Source organism: Tessaracoccus massiliensis (genome assembly GCF_000826065.2).
Taxonomy (GTDB): Bacteria; Actinomycetota; Actinomycetes; order Propionibacteriales; family Propionibacteriaceae; genus Arachnia; species Arachnia massiliensis_A.
Genome location: NZ_LN623537.1, coordinates 1 through 17,258, shown reverse-complemented (window position 1 = coordinate 17,258; position 17,258 = coordinate 1). Strand labels below are relative to the sequence as shown.

Sequence of the window (17,258 nt, the reverse complement as noted above, 5' to 3'; positions counted from 1 at the left end):
CGCCATGGAGACGGCGGAAGCCAGTCCCCCACCACCCAGCAGGTGCAAGTTGTGCAGCGGACTCGATGCACAACTTGCACCGCCCACCGACCGCCCAGTGGATGCGCGCTCGGCTTCCCTTCTGAGCCCGGCCCGAGCCCGTGGCCCTGAACCCCGCGCGACCCCAGTGCACCCCATCCCCCAAACCCCTCAACCGGGGGCATTTCCGCTGGAAACCGACCCCCGGGCCGCACTACCGTCAAAACCACGATGACTTCATGGGTTGAGAACGGCGTGATCGCCGTGGTGATCGGCGGGATGTTCTTCCTCGCCTGCTTCCTGCCTGGCCTGCTGTGGCAGTACCGCCGCTACGGCGGGTTCAGCTTCCCCCGCATGCTCGGCCTCGCGGCCATCTGCCTCTACGGCACCGCGCTGTTCACCTACACGTTCTTCCCGCTGCCGGAGATCTCGCAGCAATGGTGCGAAGCCCACGCCGCCCACATGAACCTCCGGCCGTTCCAGTTCCTCGACGACATCCGCCGCGAGACCGTCGGCCTCACTCCCCTGCAGATCGTCAAGAGCTTCGCCGTGCTCCAGGTGGCGTTCAACGTGCTCCTGTTCGTGCCGCTGGGCGTGATCGTGCGGCGCTACTTCCACCGCTCCGTCATCACCACCATCGTCGTCGGGTTCCTCGTCTCGCTCCTCATCGAGGCGACCCAGCTCACCGGCCTGTGGGGCCTCTACCCCTGCGCGTTCCGCGCCGCCGACGTCGACGACCTCATGGCCAACACCCTCGGCGCCGCACTCGGCATCCTCCTGGCCCCGGCGGCGCTGTTCTGGATGCCCCACGCCCACAAACTCCGCGAGCAGAGGCTCAACCCGCGCAAGGTCACCACCATGCGACGGTGGCTCGGCATGCTCGTCGACCTCATCCTCATCGTCACCCTCACCCTCGTCCTGCAGGCGCCCCTCGCCATCGCCCGCGGCATCCTCGGGATGGGCACCAGCGTCAACGGACTGCTCCCCTGGGCGTTCATCGGCGCATGGGTGATCGTGTTCCTGTGGCCCGCGTGGAGCGGCTCCGGCGCGTCGATCGGCCAGACGGCGGTGTGGCTCACCCCGAAGTGGCGCAAGGGAGGTCAGTGGACCGACGGCAGCCGCTTGCAGCGACTCGCCCACGCCTCCGTAATCCCGGGCATGTGCGCGCTGCTGCTACTGGTCAACTCGATCAGCCCCTCGGAGCTCGACGTCCTCACGCTCCCGCTGGTGGCGGCGGCGTTCATCGTCGTGCCCTTCACCCGGTCGCGGGGCATCGCCGGCCTGGTCACGGGCGCAGAGATGCGCGATGCCCGCGACCGTTAGCGCTTCCGCAGCAGCCATCCCACGACGGCGGCCCACCCTGCCGTAACGACCCGCTCTGCTGGTCAATCACAGATCCTGTCAATGTGATACGTCCGTTTTGCTCATGCGCTGCGGTCGCCGCTGGTCTGCCGCGTCGGAGCTATACAGTGACACCAAAGAATGCGCAGCGAAGTTACAGGAGGTCGAGAATGGGTCACACTGACTACAGTCAGGCCTTCGGAGATGTTACTGTCCAGCGCAACGTGATGGCGTTCGTCGGCAACGGCTTCGACATCCAGACGTTGAACGACTATCAGTCGAGAGTCGACACCCGGTACACACACTTCCATGACTTTCTCGAGCAGCGGCACTTCGATCCGAATGACCCCATCCTCAAGAAAATGCAGAGGCTCAAGAAAGAAGGTGTAAGTGACTGGAGCGACGTTGAAGGCGCGGTCGATCGCCTGCTAGAGCAGCCAGGCTGGCAACAGCAAATAGCCGAGTTAAGCACTGCGCTGCGGAAACTGCAGGGCCAGTTCGCGGAGTTTCTCGATAGAGTCATCCCTAGCACTCTGCTCACCGACCTTGGACGAGATTCATCTCGGAACATGTGGGCGCGAGAATCACTGATGGCATTCTTGTATGACCTTCCTGATGACGCATACCGTGCAAGCAGATTCCCCACGTATGTGAATCAGGAGCTGTACAACTTCGTGTTCGTCAACTTCAACTACACGTCACTCCTCGATGACTACATCTACCTGGATCAGGAACAGTTTGATCCTCTGCCGAACAAACGGGAGGACCGCAACTGCACGTTCCACAACAACCCTCGAGGAGTCACGAACGCGGCCGTCCGCCCTGGAGATCTGTCCTCGTCGTACGTGATTGCGGAGGTGGTCCATCCTCATGGACAACACAGCATCCCCAGGTCTCTACTCTTCGGCATCGATGAACCCGCTACGTCGAGCAACAATCACGACCCACGGCTGCGCCTGGCGAAGCCATTCTGGGCGCAAACCAGGCCCCGCTACGGCCATCTGTTCGAGGACACTGCCCTCTTCATCATCTTCGGGTCCTCCCTCGGAGCGGTGGACCGATGGTGGTGGCGAAACATCGCCGAGGCGCTCAGCCAAGAGCAGTTCAGCCATGGGCCCAGCGACAGGTGCCCGAACACTGACCACCAGCGTTGCACGTACCGCCCTGAGCTAATCATTTACTGGTACAACGACCCCGCATCTCCGATGACCGAGGACGAGGTACGAGAGAAGTTCTTCAACGGGGCGGGCTGTAAGGCAGCTGAGGAGGCCCTGATTCATGTCGTCTTGCACGACACGGGCACTGAGCGGGTATGGCTACGGACCAACACCCGACAACGCCCTGCGCGATCCGGCCAGATAGCCTGAATTCCTTCTCACTCTCGGCGACGGCGCGCTCGATCTCCGCGACGTCGATCCTGCACATCGTCACTCATGCGCCACTTCGCGCCCTCACCCTTACGGAGGCGACCCATAGAAACCCGCCATGATCCTGCGCGCATCCCTTACTTTGGTTTTATGAAAGCACTCACGTGGCAGGGCCTCGAGAAGGTCGAAGTGAAGAGCGTCCCGGATCCCGCGATCCAGCAACCCACCGACGCCATCGTCCGCGTCACATCCACCGCCATCTGCGGTTCGGATCTGCACCTGTATGGCGTTTTGGCGCCTTACCTCCATCCCGACGACGTGCTCGGCCACGAGTTCATGGGCATCGTCGAGGAGGTGGGCTCCGCCGTCGAGAACCTCAAGCCCGGTGACCGCGTCGTCGTCCCGTTCACCATCTCCTGCGGCCACTGCTTTGCATGCTCAAAGGGCCTCTACTCCCAGTGCGACACCACGCGCGATCATGAGCAGGACAACGGTGCCGCCCTCTTCGGCTACACCAGCCTCTACGGCCGCGTGCCGGGCGGACAGGCAGAACTGGTCCGCGTCCCGCACGCCGATTTCGGCCCCGTGAAACTCCCCCACGAGCTCCCCGACGAGCGGTTCCTCTACCTCTCCGACATCCTCCCCACCGCCTGGCAGGGCGTCGAGTGGGCCGCCACCCCCGACGGCGGGACCCTCGCCGTCCTCGGCCTCGGACCCGTCGGGCAGTTGGCCATCCGCAGCGCCCACCGCCAGGGCGTGCAGCGGATCCTCGCCGTCGACCTGGTCGACGAGCGGCTCGCTCTCGCCAGGGCCTCGGGCGCCGAAACGGTCGACGTCCGCGATGTCGACGACGTGGCCCAAGCCCTCCGCGACCTCACCGACGGCCACGGCCCCGAATCCGTCGTCGACGCCGTGGGCATGGAGGCGCACGGAAACCCGGTGGCGGAGAAGGTAATCGGCGCCACCACCCGCCTACCCAAGCCCCTGGCGCGCAAGGCCATCGAGACCGTGGGCATCGACCGCCTCGACGCCCTCCACACCGCCATCGACGCGGTGCAGCGCGGCGGCACCGTCTCGCTGTCGGGCGTGTACGGCGGCATGGCCAGCCCCATGCCGCTGATGCAGATGTTCGACAAGGGCATCACCATGCGCATGGGCCAGTGCCACGTGCAGCAGTGGACCGACGGTCTCCTGGCCGTCGCGCTCGAAGACGATGATCCGATGGGCCTGGAAACGCTGGCCACCCACCATGTCCCTCTCGATGAGGCGGCTGATGCCTACCGGATGTTCCAGAAGAAGGACGACGGCTGCATCAAGGTGGTCCTCAAACCCTGACCCTCTCCTCCGTCGCCACGTCATGCCCCTCGGCCGGGTTCACGCCCCGGCCGAAGTGATCTTCGTGCCCACTGAAGCAACCAGCGGGAAGGACTTACCACCTACTTACCACCCCACTTACCAGGTGGCATGTCATGTGGGAAGTTAAGTTGGGAAGCTGCTTTCCCTCGCTCCGCCGCTGCTGGCCCAGGCCGGGGAGGCGTGCTTGAGCAGGTCCTCGAGGATGAGTTCTCTGCTCTCGGGTGGGCATGGTGGTGTCCCAGCGGCGGGTTCGAGTTTGATGTGGTGGAGGATGAATCTGGCGTTCTGCCGGGGCCTTCGCCGCGGATCAGCATGCGTGGGTGGGGTGAACCACGGCAACCCTGTCACCTCGTCGAGATGCACCTGCCACTGCGATTCTGGCGACTGGGTGGGGTCTGGTTCCACCACCCTGTGATGATGCGGACACAACAACACCCCGTTCGAGACGCAAGTAGGGCCCCATGCCCACCACGGCACGATGTGGTGCGCGTGACACGACGCTGGCGGGACGTGACAGTTGGGGAAAGCACATCCCTTGTCCCGTTCAGCCAGCGCGGCGATCATCGCCGGGGTGAACAACCGCTTCTCACGCCCCACATCCAGTGAGAGGGATTCCCCATCCAGGACCATGGGCACGATCCCCGCATGGCAGGCCAGCCGCCTGGCTTCACCGGCCGAGATCCCGTCAACGGAATCATGACCGAGCATCCCGACGCGGCCCAGGCCGGAGACGAGCGTGTCGAAGTCCATGGTGATGTGCACCGTGGGACGGTCCCCACCATGGGCCGGCAACTCACCGGCGTTCGCCGCTGCCTGGCACAACAGCACCAGCGCGTCAGCGCGCCGCACGTCCGGGCCCGGGACTTCACCGGTCTCCGCATACGACGAGATCGACGGCATCAACGCCTCCAACTGGGCAGACAGCTGCGCGGCATCAGCCACAGGCAACTGCCCGGTGATGCGCATCGACCCATGAAAGTCCGGGGACAGCCGCAGGAACCGGCCCCGCCGCGCCGCCCGCTCTTCCGCAGCCAGGCGCTTGGCTTCCTCGGTCTCGGCCTGTTCCGGGTCGATGACCTCCAGTAACCGCGCCGCAAGGATGCGCAGCTGAGTGGGGCCGAAGGTGTCGGTGTACTCCAGGATCGTTTCCTGACACCGGACCATCTCCGAGCCGGTGAGCCGCGTAGGGAGTTTCCGTAGCCCGGAGACGATCGCTTCGGCCTGCGCCAGCGAGATCCTGGCCTCGTTCAACGCGGCACCGATCACCTCGAATCGCTCACCCAGCTCGACGGAAAGTTTCAGCGTGGAGGTGGCCTGCACTGTGGTGGTACGTACCGATTCCTTCACCCTCGCCAACACACCGTCGGCACCGGAGAGGCGGGCCTCGTGCAACAGATGCAGCTTCAACCCGGCCAGTTGAGCCTCAGCCTCGGCCACATCCTCAACCAGCCCCGCCAACACCTCGTGAGCGGCTTCGTCGGTTCCGAGTGAGCGCGCGGTGTCCCACAGCGCGGCGATGTACCGCTGTGTCAGATCCCGCGTCTCGTTCATACAACCGATATTAAACGGCCACTCTGACAAAACCGGACGGATCCAGAGTTATCCACAGAAGACGTTTTGGAGGCGAATGCATCTCCCTAGTGGCACAGACACGACGGAGGGGCCGCGCATCCACCGGATGCGCGACCCCTCACCACCTCAGGTCACTTCGGAAGCGGGATGCGAGCCAGATCCTGGCCCCACATGCCCCACGTCGACTTCCCGTTGGGCACGAAGGCGAACATCGGGTTGTTGTACCACCCGTTGGGCACACCCGCGTACAGCAGCCCGCCGTCGGATTTCTTGCTGGGCAGTTCACGCATCTCCAGAGCCCAGTGCACCAGCTGAACACCCGGCCGCCCACCGAATCGAGGCCGCCGTAGCCGGCCAGGTCCCCGGCGTGGATGATCTGCTCGGTGGCCAGGTCATAGGCCACCCACTGGCCGCGGGGGCGCCGCCCCACCAGGTAGAGCACGCCGTCGACCACCTCCACCTGCTCGTAGGATTCCCACGGCATCAGTTCACGACGCCAGATCAGCTCGCGCGTATCCAGGTTGACGGCTGCCACCTGCCCGACGGGGCGCAGCGGGCCAGGCGTGCTCTCGCCGTAGGTGTCGCCCACGATGTAGGCCACGTTGCCTTCGATGGAGATGCTCATCACCCGCTGCTCGGGCAGGTAGTCCCTCCGCACGTCGAAGGTGCCGGTGCGCAGGTCCACGAAGGTCAGGGCGCCGGTGTGCTGCCCGCCCGTGGGGCCGGTGGCCACCACCAGCTGGTGCCGCGGCCTGTCGTAGACCATGTCCATGGCGCGCATCTGGCCGTTGCCGATGAGCCCCAGCACGGTGACCTCGAGCGTGTTCGGGTTGATGGCGATGATGCTGGCGCTGGGATACAGCGCGGCGTAGATGGTGCCATCGCGACCCTCGGCCAGGGCCTTGGCCTCGCCGTTGACGTGGATGCGCTGCTGCGTGCCCGACGGCGGGTGGTGCACCGTGATCGAGTAGTGGCCCGCCACCCATACGCGCTGGCGGCTGCTCAGCAGCATGGCCTGCGCCTGATCCGGGTAGCCGTAGCCGAGCATGGCCGGGTCATACAGCTGCGTCTCGCCGCCGATGGTGTGGATCCAGAAGTGGCCCAGGGCGCTGACGCCGACGATGCGCCCGTCGTCGAGCACTTCGAGGTGGATGTTCTCCACGTTGTCGAACGGTTGGGTGATCTTCTCCAGGCCGGCTTCGGTGACGCGGTAGAGGTTGGTGGTGAGGCGGGCCAGGGCGTAGACCTCGCCGTCGGGGCCGACGGCGAGCTGATCGACGTAGCGATCCTCCTCCGGGATGCTGTGGGAGTAGCGGCCCGAGCCGTCGGGGTGGATGCTGATGACCTGGCGGCCGCTGGCGATGTAGAGCCTGTCGCCGGCCTTGACCATGTCCAGGATGCCGACGGGCGAATCGCTGAGGTACTGCGTGAGGTCCAGCTGGTTGCCGCCTCCCTCACGGTCCCAGCGCAGCGGCTTGCCGGGTGCGGCGGAGCCGCCGTAGACGTACTGCTCGTCGATGGCCACGCCCGTGGCGTACAGCGAGGTGGAGACGCGGCCGTAGACCTCCACTTCGGCGGTCTCCAGGTTGATGCGACGCACGGTGGCGTCACGGTAGGTGCCCACGTAGAGGTACCCGTCGTGGACATCCATGGCGTAGGCCCAGGTGGTGGCGGGCCCGATCTCGGTCCAAGCCTCCACCGTGCCCGTGGCCGGATCGAAGCGCCAGATGTACGGGCTGCCGGCGGGGCCGATGTAGACGTAGCGGTCATCCGCGGTGGCCTTGCTGCCCGCCGGGCCGCCCACGTCCAGGTCATGCATGGAGATCATCTCGCCGGTGGCGACGCCACCCCGCGGGTATTCGCGGGGGCGTAGAGGAGCAGGGTGGCCCGCACGGTGCCCTCAGGGGCGGTGGCGCGGAGGTCAACCCGCTGCCAGACGCCCGGCAGGCTGAAGGTCTTGAACGACGTGGCGATGCGGGCGCCCGCCGCGTTCCAGAACTCGAGGTAAACGGAGAACTGGGCGCCGCTCTCCACGTAGGCGAACACGGAGCCCTCGTAGGTTTCGCCGACGGTGGCGTCCACCGAGGAGCTGCGCAGGCCGATGCCGCCGGTGGCGCCGTCGCCGAGCTTGAGCCCGTAGCTTCCCGGGCGCGCCCGCTCGGTGGAGGGAACGGCCTTGCCCACCGAGGACGCACCGAACGGCGTCCAGTGCGCGGCCGCCCCGTCGACCACTTCCTCGAAGCCGGGGTTGAGCAGCATGTTGGTGACCGCGCGGGCGGCGACCGGATCACTCCACGCGAGGCTGCCGGCGGCAGCGACGGCGAGGCCGCCACCGATGGCGGCGCGGCGGGAAAGAGTTAGGGACGGGAACTGGGTTGGACTAGTCATGCTCGACTCCTTCGTCGATAGAAAACCCTTTCTCTCAGCTACACATCGCCCGCCAGGCATTGACAAGGGCCACTCGACCGCTTGGCCTAGTGCGCATCCGTGAGGCGCGACGCGGGGCAAGCCCTCCACGAATGTCCAGCACCGGAGCCCAGGCAGGCATAGAGGCTCCGGAAGGCTAGCCGATCCCCTTATGCACATTCCCCCCAGGTCAGGGCAGACATCTCCCTGACACCCAGCGATAGGATCATCGAGGCCGAGGGGGAGGACCTGGGGATGACCGCTGAAGACGCTAAGTCTGCGCCGACGCTACTTCGTGACGTTCAAGGATTGCGCGCGGTTGCCGTTCTCTCCGTGATAGCCGCTCATGCTGGGCTCGCCCTGCCAGGAGGGTTCGTCGGCGTCGACATCTTCTTCGTAATCTCTGGCTTCATCATCACCCTGATGTTGCTGCGCGAACACAGTAATTACGGGCGTATCCGATTCGGCCGCTTCTACCTGCGAAGGATCAAGAGACTCGGCCCAGCTCTGGCGGTCACCTCCATCGTCACAGTCATCCTCGCGTCCCTCTTCCTATCGCCACTGGGACCGCAGGAAGTCACCTACCAGACAGCCCTTGGAGCAACCTTCGGCTTGGCCAACGCGGTGATCGCTTGGAACACAGGCGACTACTTCGGGACCGCTGCTGAGAAGAATGCACTCCTCCATACCTGGTCGCTCTCCGTTGAGGAGCAGTTCTACCTTGTGCTGCCAGCGCTCATGGCCGTGCTCCTATGGGTGTCCGCGCGAAGCAAGATCAAACTGGTAAAAGCCCTCCCGGGTCTGCGGGTCTGCTGCACGGATAGGTGACAGTTTCTAGTCACGCAGCCAGGTCGGCTGGTGTGGTCATGATTGTCTCGAATTCAACAGGGGTCAAGCGGCCGAGTCGGGACTGGCGTCGTCGGCGGTGGTAGGTGCGTTCGATCCAGGACACGATCGCGATTCGCAGTTCCTCACGGGTGGCCCAGGATTGCCGGTCGAGGACGTTCTTCTGCAGCAGGCTGAAGAACGATTCCATGGCGGCATTGTCCCCAGCCGCGGCCACCCGGCCCATCGACCCGAGCAGGTCGTGACGGGTCAGGGCCCGCAGGAATTTCCTCGAGCGGAATTGGGCGAGTTCAACCGGTCGATGCAACACCGCCTGTTTGGAGCAACTGTAGTTGCTCGTCGAAGACCTCGGCCGGGGTGCGCCAGCCGAGGACTTTGCGGGGCCGGTTGTTGAGCGCAAGAGCGACGGCTTCGAGGTCTTCAGCGGACCAGCGGGACAGATCGGTGCCCTTGGGGAAGTACTGGCGCAGCAACCCGTTCGTGTTCTCGTTCGTGGGTCGCTGCCAGGGCGAGTGCGGGTCGGCGAAGAACACCTTCGTGCCCGTGGCAAGAGTGAACGCGGCATGTCCTGACAGTTCCTTGCCGCGGTCCCAGGTGAGCGTCTTGCGCAGCTGAATGGGAAGCTTCGTCATCGACGCGGTCAAGGCGCTGTTCATCGCGAGGGCACCGTATCCGCCCAGGGACGCGCCGTTCTTCACGGGTGGGCTCTCGCCCCAGCCTTCCAGTCGAGGCAGATGCACCAGCAGCGTGGCCCGGCTGGAGCGTTCGATCACCGTGCCGATCGCGGACCGGCCGGTGCCGATAATCAGATCTCCCTCCCAGTGCCCGGGAACCGCCCGATCCGCGGCCTCAGCGGGTCGCTCGCTGAGCACGACGTCCTCGGTGACGTGCCCCTGCGGCTTGTTCTGAGACCGTGCCCGCGGCTGGCGCAGTGCACGGCCGGTGCGCAGGCACGCGACCATCTCCCGTTTGAGCGCTCCGCGTCCCTCGATGAACAGGGCCTGGTAGATCGCCTCGTGGCTGATGCGCATGGACTCATCATCGGGGAAGTCGATCCGCAGCCGATGAGAGATCTGCTCCGGACCCCACGCCGTCGCCCACCGACGATCCTGCCGGTGCGGCTTATTGCGACCCTTCCAATCCGCGGTCACCGGCCCAGCAACGACCGTTCCATCAGCACGCTTCACAGACCCGTCGAGGCGTTCCTGGACATACTCGCGAAGACGATCATTGACGATGAGCCTGGCGACTTTCGGACGCTTGGCCACCTGCTGCGCCTTCCACTGCGCCACCGTCGCCCGGTACTCCTGCGTGCCGCCACGCGTGGCGGCATTGCGACGCAACTCGCGTGAGATCGTCCCCGGATCCCGCCCCAGGACACGGGCGATCTCCCGCACGCCCTTGTCCTTGGCGCGCATGATCGCGATCTCCTCACGCTCCTCGAACGACAGGTATCGGCCGGTGGGTTCTGCCAGTGAGATCGGAGGCATGCCGCCAGCGTGCCGAAACCAGCGGGTGCCGACCGGAACCGACACGCCGACCGCTAACGACGCTTCCGCTGTCGTGACGCCTGTCGCGATCATGCGCCAGAACTGGCGTTGCACCGCACGCGACGGATCCGGCCGCCCCGGAGAGCGCATCGCCGGACGCAACGCCCGGTCGGCGCGCCACTGCCGGCGCAGTCTCTCCAGAACATCACTGGTCTTCCTGCTCCAGTCCGCCGTTGCCATCGTTGAACACCTCCGAGATCAAGGTGTTGCGACGACCGATTGAATCCGCCTTGCGATCCGCGGTCGGAGTGGACGATGCAGCCGGCGACGTCGCCGCGGCGGGCAACGGCACTGTCGAGCGCGTTCACCGCGATCCGGGACTTCATCCTGGAGTCGATCGAGTAGCCGACGATTCGGTTGGAGTAGACGTCCTTGATCGCACAGAGGTAGAGCTTGCCTTCGGCGGTCTTGTGTTCGGTGATGTCGGTCAGCCAGAGCTCGTTGGCCGCCCGGGCGGAGAAGTCGCGCTTGACGAGGTCGTCGTGGACGGCGGGGCCTGGACGCTGGTTCTTGCCCTTCTTCTTCCCGAACCTGCTCCACTACCGGTTTGAGCGGCACAGCCGCCACGCGGTGCGATCGGCCATCGCCTGGCCGGCCTCACGGGCTTCGTCGGCGAGCAGCCGGTGCCCGAACTCCGGATCATCCTTGTGGGCGTCGAACAGGGCGTTGGCGCGGTAGGCAGCCACGACCTCGCTTTCGGGGATGGGTGCGTTCAGCCACCGGTAGTAGGGCTGTCTTGCGAGCTTGAGGACCCGGCACGTCACCGTGACGGGGATACCGTCGGCGGCGAGCTCTTTCACGAGCGGGTAGTACCTTTTCCCGGCAGGTTCGCCTGGGACAGATACGCCGCTGCGCGGCGCAGGACCTCGTTCTCCTGCTCCAGCAACCGGATCCGTTTGCGGGCCTCCCGTAACTCCGTGGCCTCGGCGCGGGTCTGGCCGGGCTTGGAGCCGGTCTCGACGTCGGCTCGTTTCAGCCATTTCTGCAGGGTCATCGGGTGGACTCCGAAGTCTTTGGCGACCTGTTCGATCGTCACTCCGGGTTCACGGTTCCGAGCGACTCGAACGACGTCGTTGCGGAACTCGTCGGGGTAGGGCTTGGGCACGATGGCATCCTTCCAGACCTGCCCCATAGTTGGGGGCAAGCCAGATCAGATGTCACCTACTCGTGCAGCAGACCCAAATTCCCGTTAGTCGTCGATGATCTCGGGTACGCCGTCTCCGACGACCCGCCAGTGCCGACGCAGCAGGTGCGCGCGACCCCCGTTCGAACTCCGCGCCCAGAACCACGGGGCCGTCACCTCCCGCCCCGGATACAGCACGTCCCCGATGTACCCGCCCCAGTAGGAGAAGGTGGAGTTCGGAAGAACGAGCCGTTGCGCATGCACGACGGTGGCCAGGTCGTGCGCGACGTCGCCGTCGCGCACCTCCACCGCCGCGATCGGCGCCAGCATGGGGGCGAGGTGTCGACGGCACCATTCCGAGTCGTCAGACACCACGACGAACCGGGCCGGCACCCCGTTGTCGGCAAGCGAGCGCTCAACCGCCTCGCGCACGTAGCCGATCTGGTTCATCCCGAATTCTGCGCGATGCTCCGGCACCGAGTAGTAGTCGCCCCTCCGGACGTTGACCACCAACGCGCCAGCGAGACCATCCGGGACGCTGGCCACCTCCGACCCCGGCAGCACAAGGTCCCCTACGAAGCCATCGAGTTGCGCGGGCTCGTAGAACTCCGGCCGGGTGTCTTCGCGCCACGGCATCGCGCGGCGCGCTGTGAAGGGAACATCCTTCCGAGCGATGAACTTCTCATCCAGGAGACGGGGTGCCAGCCGACGTAGCGCGGTCACGTGACGCTCGTGGAGCAGCACCCGTCCGCCCGGTTCCTCGTAGGACCACTGACCGAGGAACAGCAGGTTTCCAAGATTCATCCACTCAGGCGTCCAAGCCACGGGCCGTCCACGACGCAACACATCAAGTACACGCGCCTTCATCCCCATGTCCGGATCCTAGCAACGGTGCCCGCCTTCCATGACTACCAGCCTTCCGCACGCAGGAGGTCCACCGTGCGGCGAGACTCTAGTATGACGCCATGATCAGAGGGCAGTTCTCAGTCATCATCCCAACCCTTCAGCGGGCCGCCGAGTTGTGGGCGCTGGTTGACCAGTGCGCGTCCCACCCCTTGGTCGCAGAGGTACTCGTCATCAACAACTCGCCCGAGCCGCTGACGTGGGAGTCACCCAAAGTCCGAGTGCTCCAGCAAGCGGAGAACATCTTCGTCAACCCCGCGTGGAACCTTGGCGCACGCGAGGCCAAGGCGGAGTGGCTGGCCATCGTCAACGACGACGTCCGTTTCAAGGACGAAGCCTTCTACGAGGCGGCCCGCGTACTCAAGCGCGGCTGGTTCGCGATGGTGAGCGCGGACCGGTCTTGTTTCGCGCAATCCTCGTGGGACAAGCCCATCTCGCACCGCCTCGCCGTATCCAACAACAAGTTCATGGGCGTCTTCATGGCCCTGCGTCGCTCCGACTACATCCCCATCCCGGGCGACATGTTGATCTGGGGTGGCGACGACATGCTGTGGTGGGCACAACGGCGCCCCAACGCCGTGCTTATCCGGACGCCGTTCGTCACCGACATGTCGACGACCACGAGGTCCCCAGAGTTCCAGGCACTGTGGGATGCGGAGAGGATTCCATTCCACAGGATGATGCAGGAACTGGACGGAGCACGGTGGTGGCACCGTCCAGTTCGTGCTTACCACAGGCTGAAGAATCTTCGGTACACCTGCATCCAAAGACTCAAGGGGCTCCGTGGCACTTCAGCCAAGAAAGAACCCTGAGCGTCCACTAGCCCCCGCCACAGCAGGATCGCTGCCTGACAGTTAGTCAAGCGCTCTCGACCCATCGGCACCGAGCAAAGCGGATAGCATTCGGCCGAAGGGGGGATCATGTCTGCGCAGCAACATCAGGGAACGACCATCCTGCGGGATGTCCAAGGCCTACGGGCCGTTGCCGTCCTGTCGGTGATCGCGGCCCATGCTGGTCTTCCCCTCCCGGGTGGCTTCGTCGGAGTCGACATCTTCTTCGTCATCTCCGGCTTCATCATCACGTCGATGCTCGTACGGGAACACAGCAAATACGGTCGCATCCGGTTCAAGGAGTTCTACATTCGTCGGCTCAAGCGCCTCGGCCCTGCGCTAGCCGTCGTGTCCATCGCCACGGTCATCATGGCGTTCCTGTTCCTCTCCCCCTTAGGCCCTCAACAAGTGACGTATCAGAGCGCGCTGGGTGCCAGTGTCGCCGTCGCCAATGGCGTCATCGCCCTCCAATCCGGTGACTACTTCGGCACCGACGCCGCCAAGAACGCCCTCCTGCACACGTGGTCACTCTCCGTCGAGGAGCAGTTCTACCTCGTCCTGCCCGCCGTCATGGGGGCGGTCCTGTGGGTGGCAGCGAAGAGCCGTCGACGGGTCGTCGCCGTTCTCCCCTTCGTGTGCTTGGCGCTCCTGGCAGTGGTGTCGATCTACTCGACCCGGCTGGGAACCGCCTTCCCCTTCGGTTACTACGGACCGTTGCCCCGGGCTTGGGAATCTTGGCCGGCGCGCTGCTGGCGCTGTCAGTAAGAGTCGTCCGGCGGCTTCCCCACCTGATCCTCAGCCTGGGTGGACTCGTCGGCGTCGCCGCAATGGCGGCGAGTTTCGTGCTCATCACCCCTGACACACCCTTCCCCGGCAAGTGGACGATCCTGCCGGTGGCAGGCACAGTCCTAGCCCTCGCCGCAGGGCGCGGTGCGCCGACTCTGGTCTCGAGACTCCTCGGCACCGCCCCGATGGTGTGGATCGGAGACCTGTCCTACTCCCTCTACCTGTGGCACTGGCCCTTCATCGTCACGGCTGCGGCCATCTGGCCATTCTCGACCGCGGCCCCAGTGATCGCTGGGCTCGCATCGGTGATCCCCTCCTACTTCACCTACCGCTACGTGGAGCAGCCGTTCAGGGCGCAAACGGTCACCGGCGCCAAGGGCGTGACGCGTCTGGTCGTCGGCATCCTCGCTCCGCCTCTGGCGGTGGCCACCGCTGCTTGGCTCGCCCTCGCACTGCTGGTGCAACCCGCCATGGCCCCGGGCGGGGCCTTGGCCTCCCGGTTCGGTTCCGTCGAATCCGCCGACGTTGACCGACAACTCCTTCCATGCCGGGACGAGGCAATGGCTGCGCTGAGCAATGGGCTGTGTGGCACCACCCTGGACGGTGAGGCGTCGGTGCTCCTCATCGGGGACAGCCACGCGGAGCACCTCCTCCCTGCTTTCGAGGCACAGTTTCCCAAGACAAACATCGAGGTCATCACGGTCCGTTCGCCGAAGCCGTTCGGCTCCCAACAGGGCGTGGCTGCGTTGCTGGACTATGTGGAAAGGAATCCACAGCTCACCAACGTGATCTACAGCAGGGGACTGGGACGCGACGGCGGAGGGCTCTCACCCGATGAGCGCTTGGGCATGGAGTCAACGTTGAACGGTCTGACTGAACTCAACAGAGACGTGTTCGTCCTCGACGACAATCCGCTGTGGCCGGTTGACATGGCGAGTTGCACGCACCGCCACGCATTCATACTCCCCGACACGCTGTGCGCGTGGGATGCCAGCTACTTCGAGCCGCGTCACGCCGCCATCACCGCAGACCTCGAGGCCGTAGTCGCCGGTTCGGAGGCCGAGGTCGTATCCGTCCATGGAGCCTTCTGCGACGACAACACGTGCATGAGGGCTTCCGCGAGCACCCCGCTCTACTCCGACGAGGATCACGTCACGGCGGAGGGAGCGCAACAACTCCTCATCCACGCACTCCAGCGGAGTCCCCAGCTTCGGGACGCCCTCGGCTAGCACTGCCCTCCAGAATGCCGGGGCACGGCCTACAAAGCGGCACAGTCGACGAGGTGCTGCGTCCGGCGCTCGAACTCTCGCTCCATCGAGTGCTCCTGCATGAACGCGAAACCCTTCTCACGCGCCACACGCAGTGCCGTGCCATCCCGAGCAACGCGCACCATGAGGTCGGCAAGATCGTCGACCCTGCTCACAGGGACGGTCCAGCCCAGACCCTGGTCTGCTAGGTAGGACGCCTGGCGGTTGTCAAAGGCGACGATCGGCCCACCACAACTGACGCCTTCCAGATAGGTGCCCGCGGGATCAGATTGGGGATACGGCAGCAGCATCGCGTCAACGTCGGCGGTGACCCGAGCCAGCCATTCTTTCTCAAAGTCGACGGCGCCATGAACCGTGACGCTTGCGTCCACATTGTCTGGGAGTGCGAGGGGACCGGCACCGAAAACGTGGAGACGAATCGATTCGCCCCTTGACCGGACTCGACGGTGGGCCTCCAGCGCTTCGTTGAAGCCCTTCTGCTTCAACCAACGACCCGAGAACGCGAAGGAAAACTCTCGGCTGCTTCTTCGCATCTCTGTCTTTGCCTCGGGAGTCACGAGCTGTTCCCTAGAAATCCGTGAGTCAAACGTGAGGAGCGGCTTGCGGTTGTGACGGTGGTACGTACTCCACGCCGGCCAACCATTGAACTGGACCCCTGCGGCTCTCCCGATCAAGGCCAGATAATGCGCCTCGAGTTTGAGCAGGCCAGCAACGACTCTGGGCGACATGCCAGCACCACCCTCGATCCGGGCCCACGTCAGCCTGTTGCGGAAGTCGTTCTCGACGTTGAGAACCACAGGTGCACGCACGCCCTTGATGACAGGAACTTCTGACATCGCTAGGTTCGCCAAGACCACGGCCGGTTTGATCGCCTCAATTGCTCTGAGCCGGTCACCCGTCCCAAGTACCCGGAAGGGCAGATCAGCAATGCTGCGGGCAACGGTGCTCAGGAGCGTTGGGGGTCGTCACTTCGGTCACGTAGACCACGTCGCCCGGCCAACGCCTCGCGAAGGACTCCAACCCGGAAAGAGTCTTGCCCGCGGTTCGGATCATGCCATCCCGAATCACGACAGGGCCGGGAACCAGCACCACGAGAGTGTCCACCATCCGATCCCCGGGGAAGGCGACATTGCCCGTGGATGCCTCGGTAAGGTTGGCCCATGCGAATCGGCGTTGTCACGCCTTGGGAGGCCGAGAACCCCAGATCATGGTCTGGGGTCGTGAAGCCGATGGTCGATGCCCTGCGTGGCTTGGGGGAGGTTGTCCCGTTCGTCACCGGGGGTGTGCCCGATTCTGTGGTTGACCGCGGGTTGGCGCGGCTCATCGACGGGCGATTCGGTCGTCGCTACCTCGTCGGTCACGCTCTTGCAACTGCCATCAAACGCGGACGATCATTGAGCAAGCGCCTCGAGTCCCGCCCGGTGGACGTCATTGTTGCCATCGCGGCTTCGCAGGACCTCGCGTTCCTCAACACGAGCATCCCCGTCATCCAGGTCTCGGACACCACGCTCAAGGCCATTCGCGATTTCTACCCCATCTTCTCGAACCTCAATCCGGTGAGCGCCTGGCAGGCGAGTATTCAATCGTCCCGATCAGCGCAGCGGGCCACGCACACGCTCGCAGCTACGGACTGGGCGCGCGATGCCCTCATCCGCGACGACAGGCTCCCACCAGACTCGGTCACCGTCGCGCCATTCGGCCCCGCAGTCGCGCCGCCCAAACCCGTGTCACCCAAGTCGCTTCCCCCCGGACCGATTCGCATCCTCATGGTGTCGAGCGACTGGAATCGGAAGGGCGGCCCCGACGTCATCCGGGTCTGCGAGGAGCTACGACGCACCGCCACCCCCTTCGAGCTGACCGTCGTCGGCGACACCCCGCCCCTCCCCCCGTGG

Annotated in this window: 16 protein-coding genes and 2 pseudogenes; 8 read left to right on the top strand and 10 right to left on the bottom strand. The window is 65.0% G+C overall.

The window, feature by feature from the left end; translation table 11 throughout:
• Positions 1-249: 249 nt before the first annotated feature.
• From BN1186_RS00440 to BN1186_RS00430, 3 genes are all read left to right on the top strand, one after another.
• Positions 250-1,341, top strand: a complete 1,092-nt coding sequence (locus BN1186_RS00440; protein ID WP_052459601.1) for a VanZ family protein — start codon at positions 250-252, stop codon at positions 1,339-1,341.
• A gap of 188 nt (positions 1,342-1,529) precedes the next feature.
• A complete protein-coding gene (locus BN1186_RS00435; protein ID WP_040281506.1) occupies positions 1,530-2,726 on the top strand; it encodes an AbiH family protein in 1,197 nt (398 codons plus the stop codon).
• 150 nt (positions 2,727-2,876) lie between these two features.
• Positions 2,877-4,061, top strand: coding sequence for a zinc-dependent alcohol dehydrogenase (locus BN1186_RS00430; protein ID WP_040281504.1), 1,185 nt, complete (start codon positions 2,877-2,879; stop codon positions 4,059-4,061).
• 144 nt (positions 4,062-4,205) lie between these two features.
• Here BN1186_RS00430 and BN1186_RS00425 read toward each other — a convergent pair whose 3' ends face one another.
• The 3 genes from BN1186_RS00425 to BN1186_RS00415 all read right to left on the bottom strand — a co-directional run bounded on the left by BN1186_RS00425 (position 4,206) and on the right by BN1186_RS00415 (position 8,042).
• The gene (locus BN1186_RS00425) at positions 4,206-5,633 is read right to left on the bottom strand and encodes an HNH endonuclease signature motif containing protein (protein ID WP_052459600.1); all 1,428 of its coding nucleotides are present in this window, start codon (positions 5,631-5,633) and stop codon (positions 4,206-4,208) included.
• A gap of 139 nt (positions 5,634-5,772) precedes the next feature.
• Entirely contained in the window at positions 5,773-7,473 is a 1,701-nt protein-coding gene (locus BN1186_RS00420) for a YncE family protein (protein ID WP_139650709.1), read from the bottom strand.
• 5 nt (positions 7,474-7,478) lie between these two features.
• Positions 7,479-8,042 carry a carbohydrate binding domain-containing protein gene (locus BN1186_RS00415; protein ID WP_040281499.1) on the bottom strand — a complete coding sequence of 188 codons (564 nt, stop codon included), beginning with the start codon at positions 8,040-8,042 and terminating at the stop codon, positions 7,479-7,481.
• 273 nt (positions 8,043-8,315) lie between these two features.
• On the opposite strand from BN1186_RS00415, the gene BN1186_RS00410 reads away from it, so the two are divergent.
• Positions 8,316-8,888 (top strand): acyltransferase family protein, encoded by a 573-nt coding sequence (locus BN1186_RS00410; protein WP_040281497.1) that lies wholly within the window; start codon positions 8,316-8,318, stop codon positions 8,886-8,888.
• Positions 8,889-8,898: 10 nt separating this feature from the next.
• Here the strand turns inward: BN1186_RS00410 and BN1186_RS00405 are convergent.
• The 6 genes and pseudogenes from BN1186_RS00405 to BN1186_RS00380 form a co-directional block, all read right to left on the bottom strand.
• Positions 8,899-9,192 (bottom strand): annotated as a pseudogene (locus BN1186_RS00405) (integrase core domain-containing protein); the annotation flags it as partial.
• A gap of 4 nt (positions 9,193-9,196) precedes the next feature.
• Entirely contained in the window at positions 9,197-10,546 is a 1,350-nt protein-coding gene (locus BN1186_RS00400) for an IS30 family transposase (RefSeq protein WP_425471456.1), read from the bottom strand.
• A 68-nt stretch (positions 10,547-10,614) separates the two neighbouring features.
• Positions 10,615-10,995: pseudogene (locus BN1186_RS16405) on the bottom strand (transposase); the annotation flags it as partial.
• Entirely contained in the window at positions 10,996-11,256 is a 261-nt protein-coding gene (locus tag BN1186_RS00390; RefSeq protein ID WP_139650705.1) for an integrase, read from the bottom strand.
• Complete coding sequence (locus tag BN1186_RS15665; RefSeq protein WP_040281607.1) at positions 11,253-11,561, bottom strand: IS3 family transposase; 309 nt, start codon at positions 11,559-11,561, stop codon at positions 11,253-11,255. Before BN1186_RS15665 ends, BN1186_RS00390 begins: the two co-directional genes overlap by 4 nt.
• A gap of 84 nt (positions 11,562-11,645) precedes the next feature.
• Positions 11,646-12,383, bottom strand: coding sequence for an alpha-1,2-fucosyltransferase (locus BN1186_RS00380; RefSeq protein ID WP_040281494.1), 738 nt, complete (start codon positions 12,381-12,383; stop codon positions 11,646-11,648).
• Between the two features lie 161 nt (positions 12,384-12,544).
• Between BN1186_RS00380 and BN1186_RS00375 the strand changes: the two genes are divergently transcribed.
• The 3 genes from BN1186_RS00375 to BN1186_RS00365 all read left to right on the top strand — a co-directional run bounded on the left by BN1186_RS00375 (position 12,545) and on the right by BN1186_RS00365 (position 15,327).
• Positions 12,545-13,294, top strand: a complete 750-nt coding sequence (locus tag BN1186_RS00375) for a glycosyltransferase family 2 protein (RefSeq protein WP_040281492.1) — start codon at positions 12,545-12,547, stop codon at positions 13,292-13,294.
• A 108-nt stretch (positions 13,295-13,402) separates the two neighbouring features.
• Positions 13,403-14,077 carry an acyltransferase family protein gene (locus tag BN1186_RS00370; protein ID WP_052459599.1) on the top strand — a complete coding sequence of 225 codons (675 nt, stop codon included), beginning with the start codon at positions 13,403-13,405 and terminating at the stop codon, positions 14,075-14,077.
• The gene (locus BN1186_RS00365) at positions 14,038-15,327 is read left to right on the top strand and encodes an acyltransferase family protein (RefSeq protein WP_139650702.1); all 1,290 of its coding nucleotides are present in this window, start codon (positions 14,038-14,040) and stop codon (positions 15,325-15,327) included. The genes BN1186_RS00370 and BN1186_RS00365 overlap by 40 nt, the downstream gene beginning before the upstream one ends.
• A gap of 29 nt (positions 15,328-15,356) precedes the next feature.
• Here BN1186_RS00365 and BN1186_RS00360 read toward each other — a convergent pair whose 3' ends face one another.
• Positions 15,357-16,202, bottom strand: coding sequence for a glycosyltransferase family 4 protein (locus BN1186_RS00360; protein ID WP_139650700.1), 846 nt, complete (start codon positions 16,200-16,202; stop codon positions 15,357-15,359).
• A gap of 324 nt (positions 16,203-16,526) precedes the next feature.
• Between BN1186_RS00360 and BN1186_RS00355 the strand changes: the two genes are divergently transcribed.
• The coding region (locus BN1186_RS00355) for a glycosyltransferase family protein (protein WP_040281485.1) at positions 16,527-17,258 on the top strand (732 nt) is incomplete at its 3' end.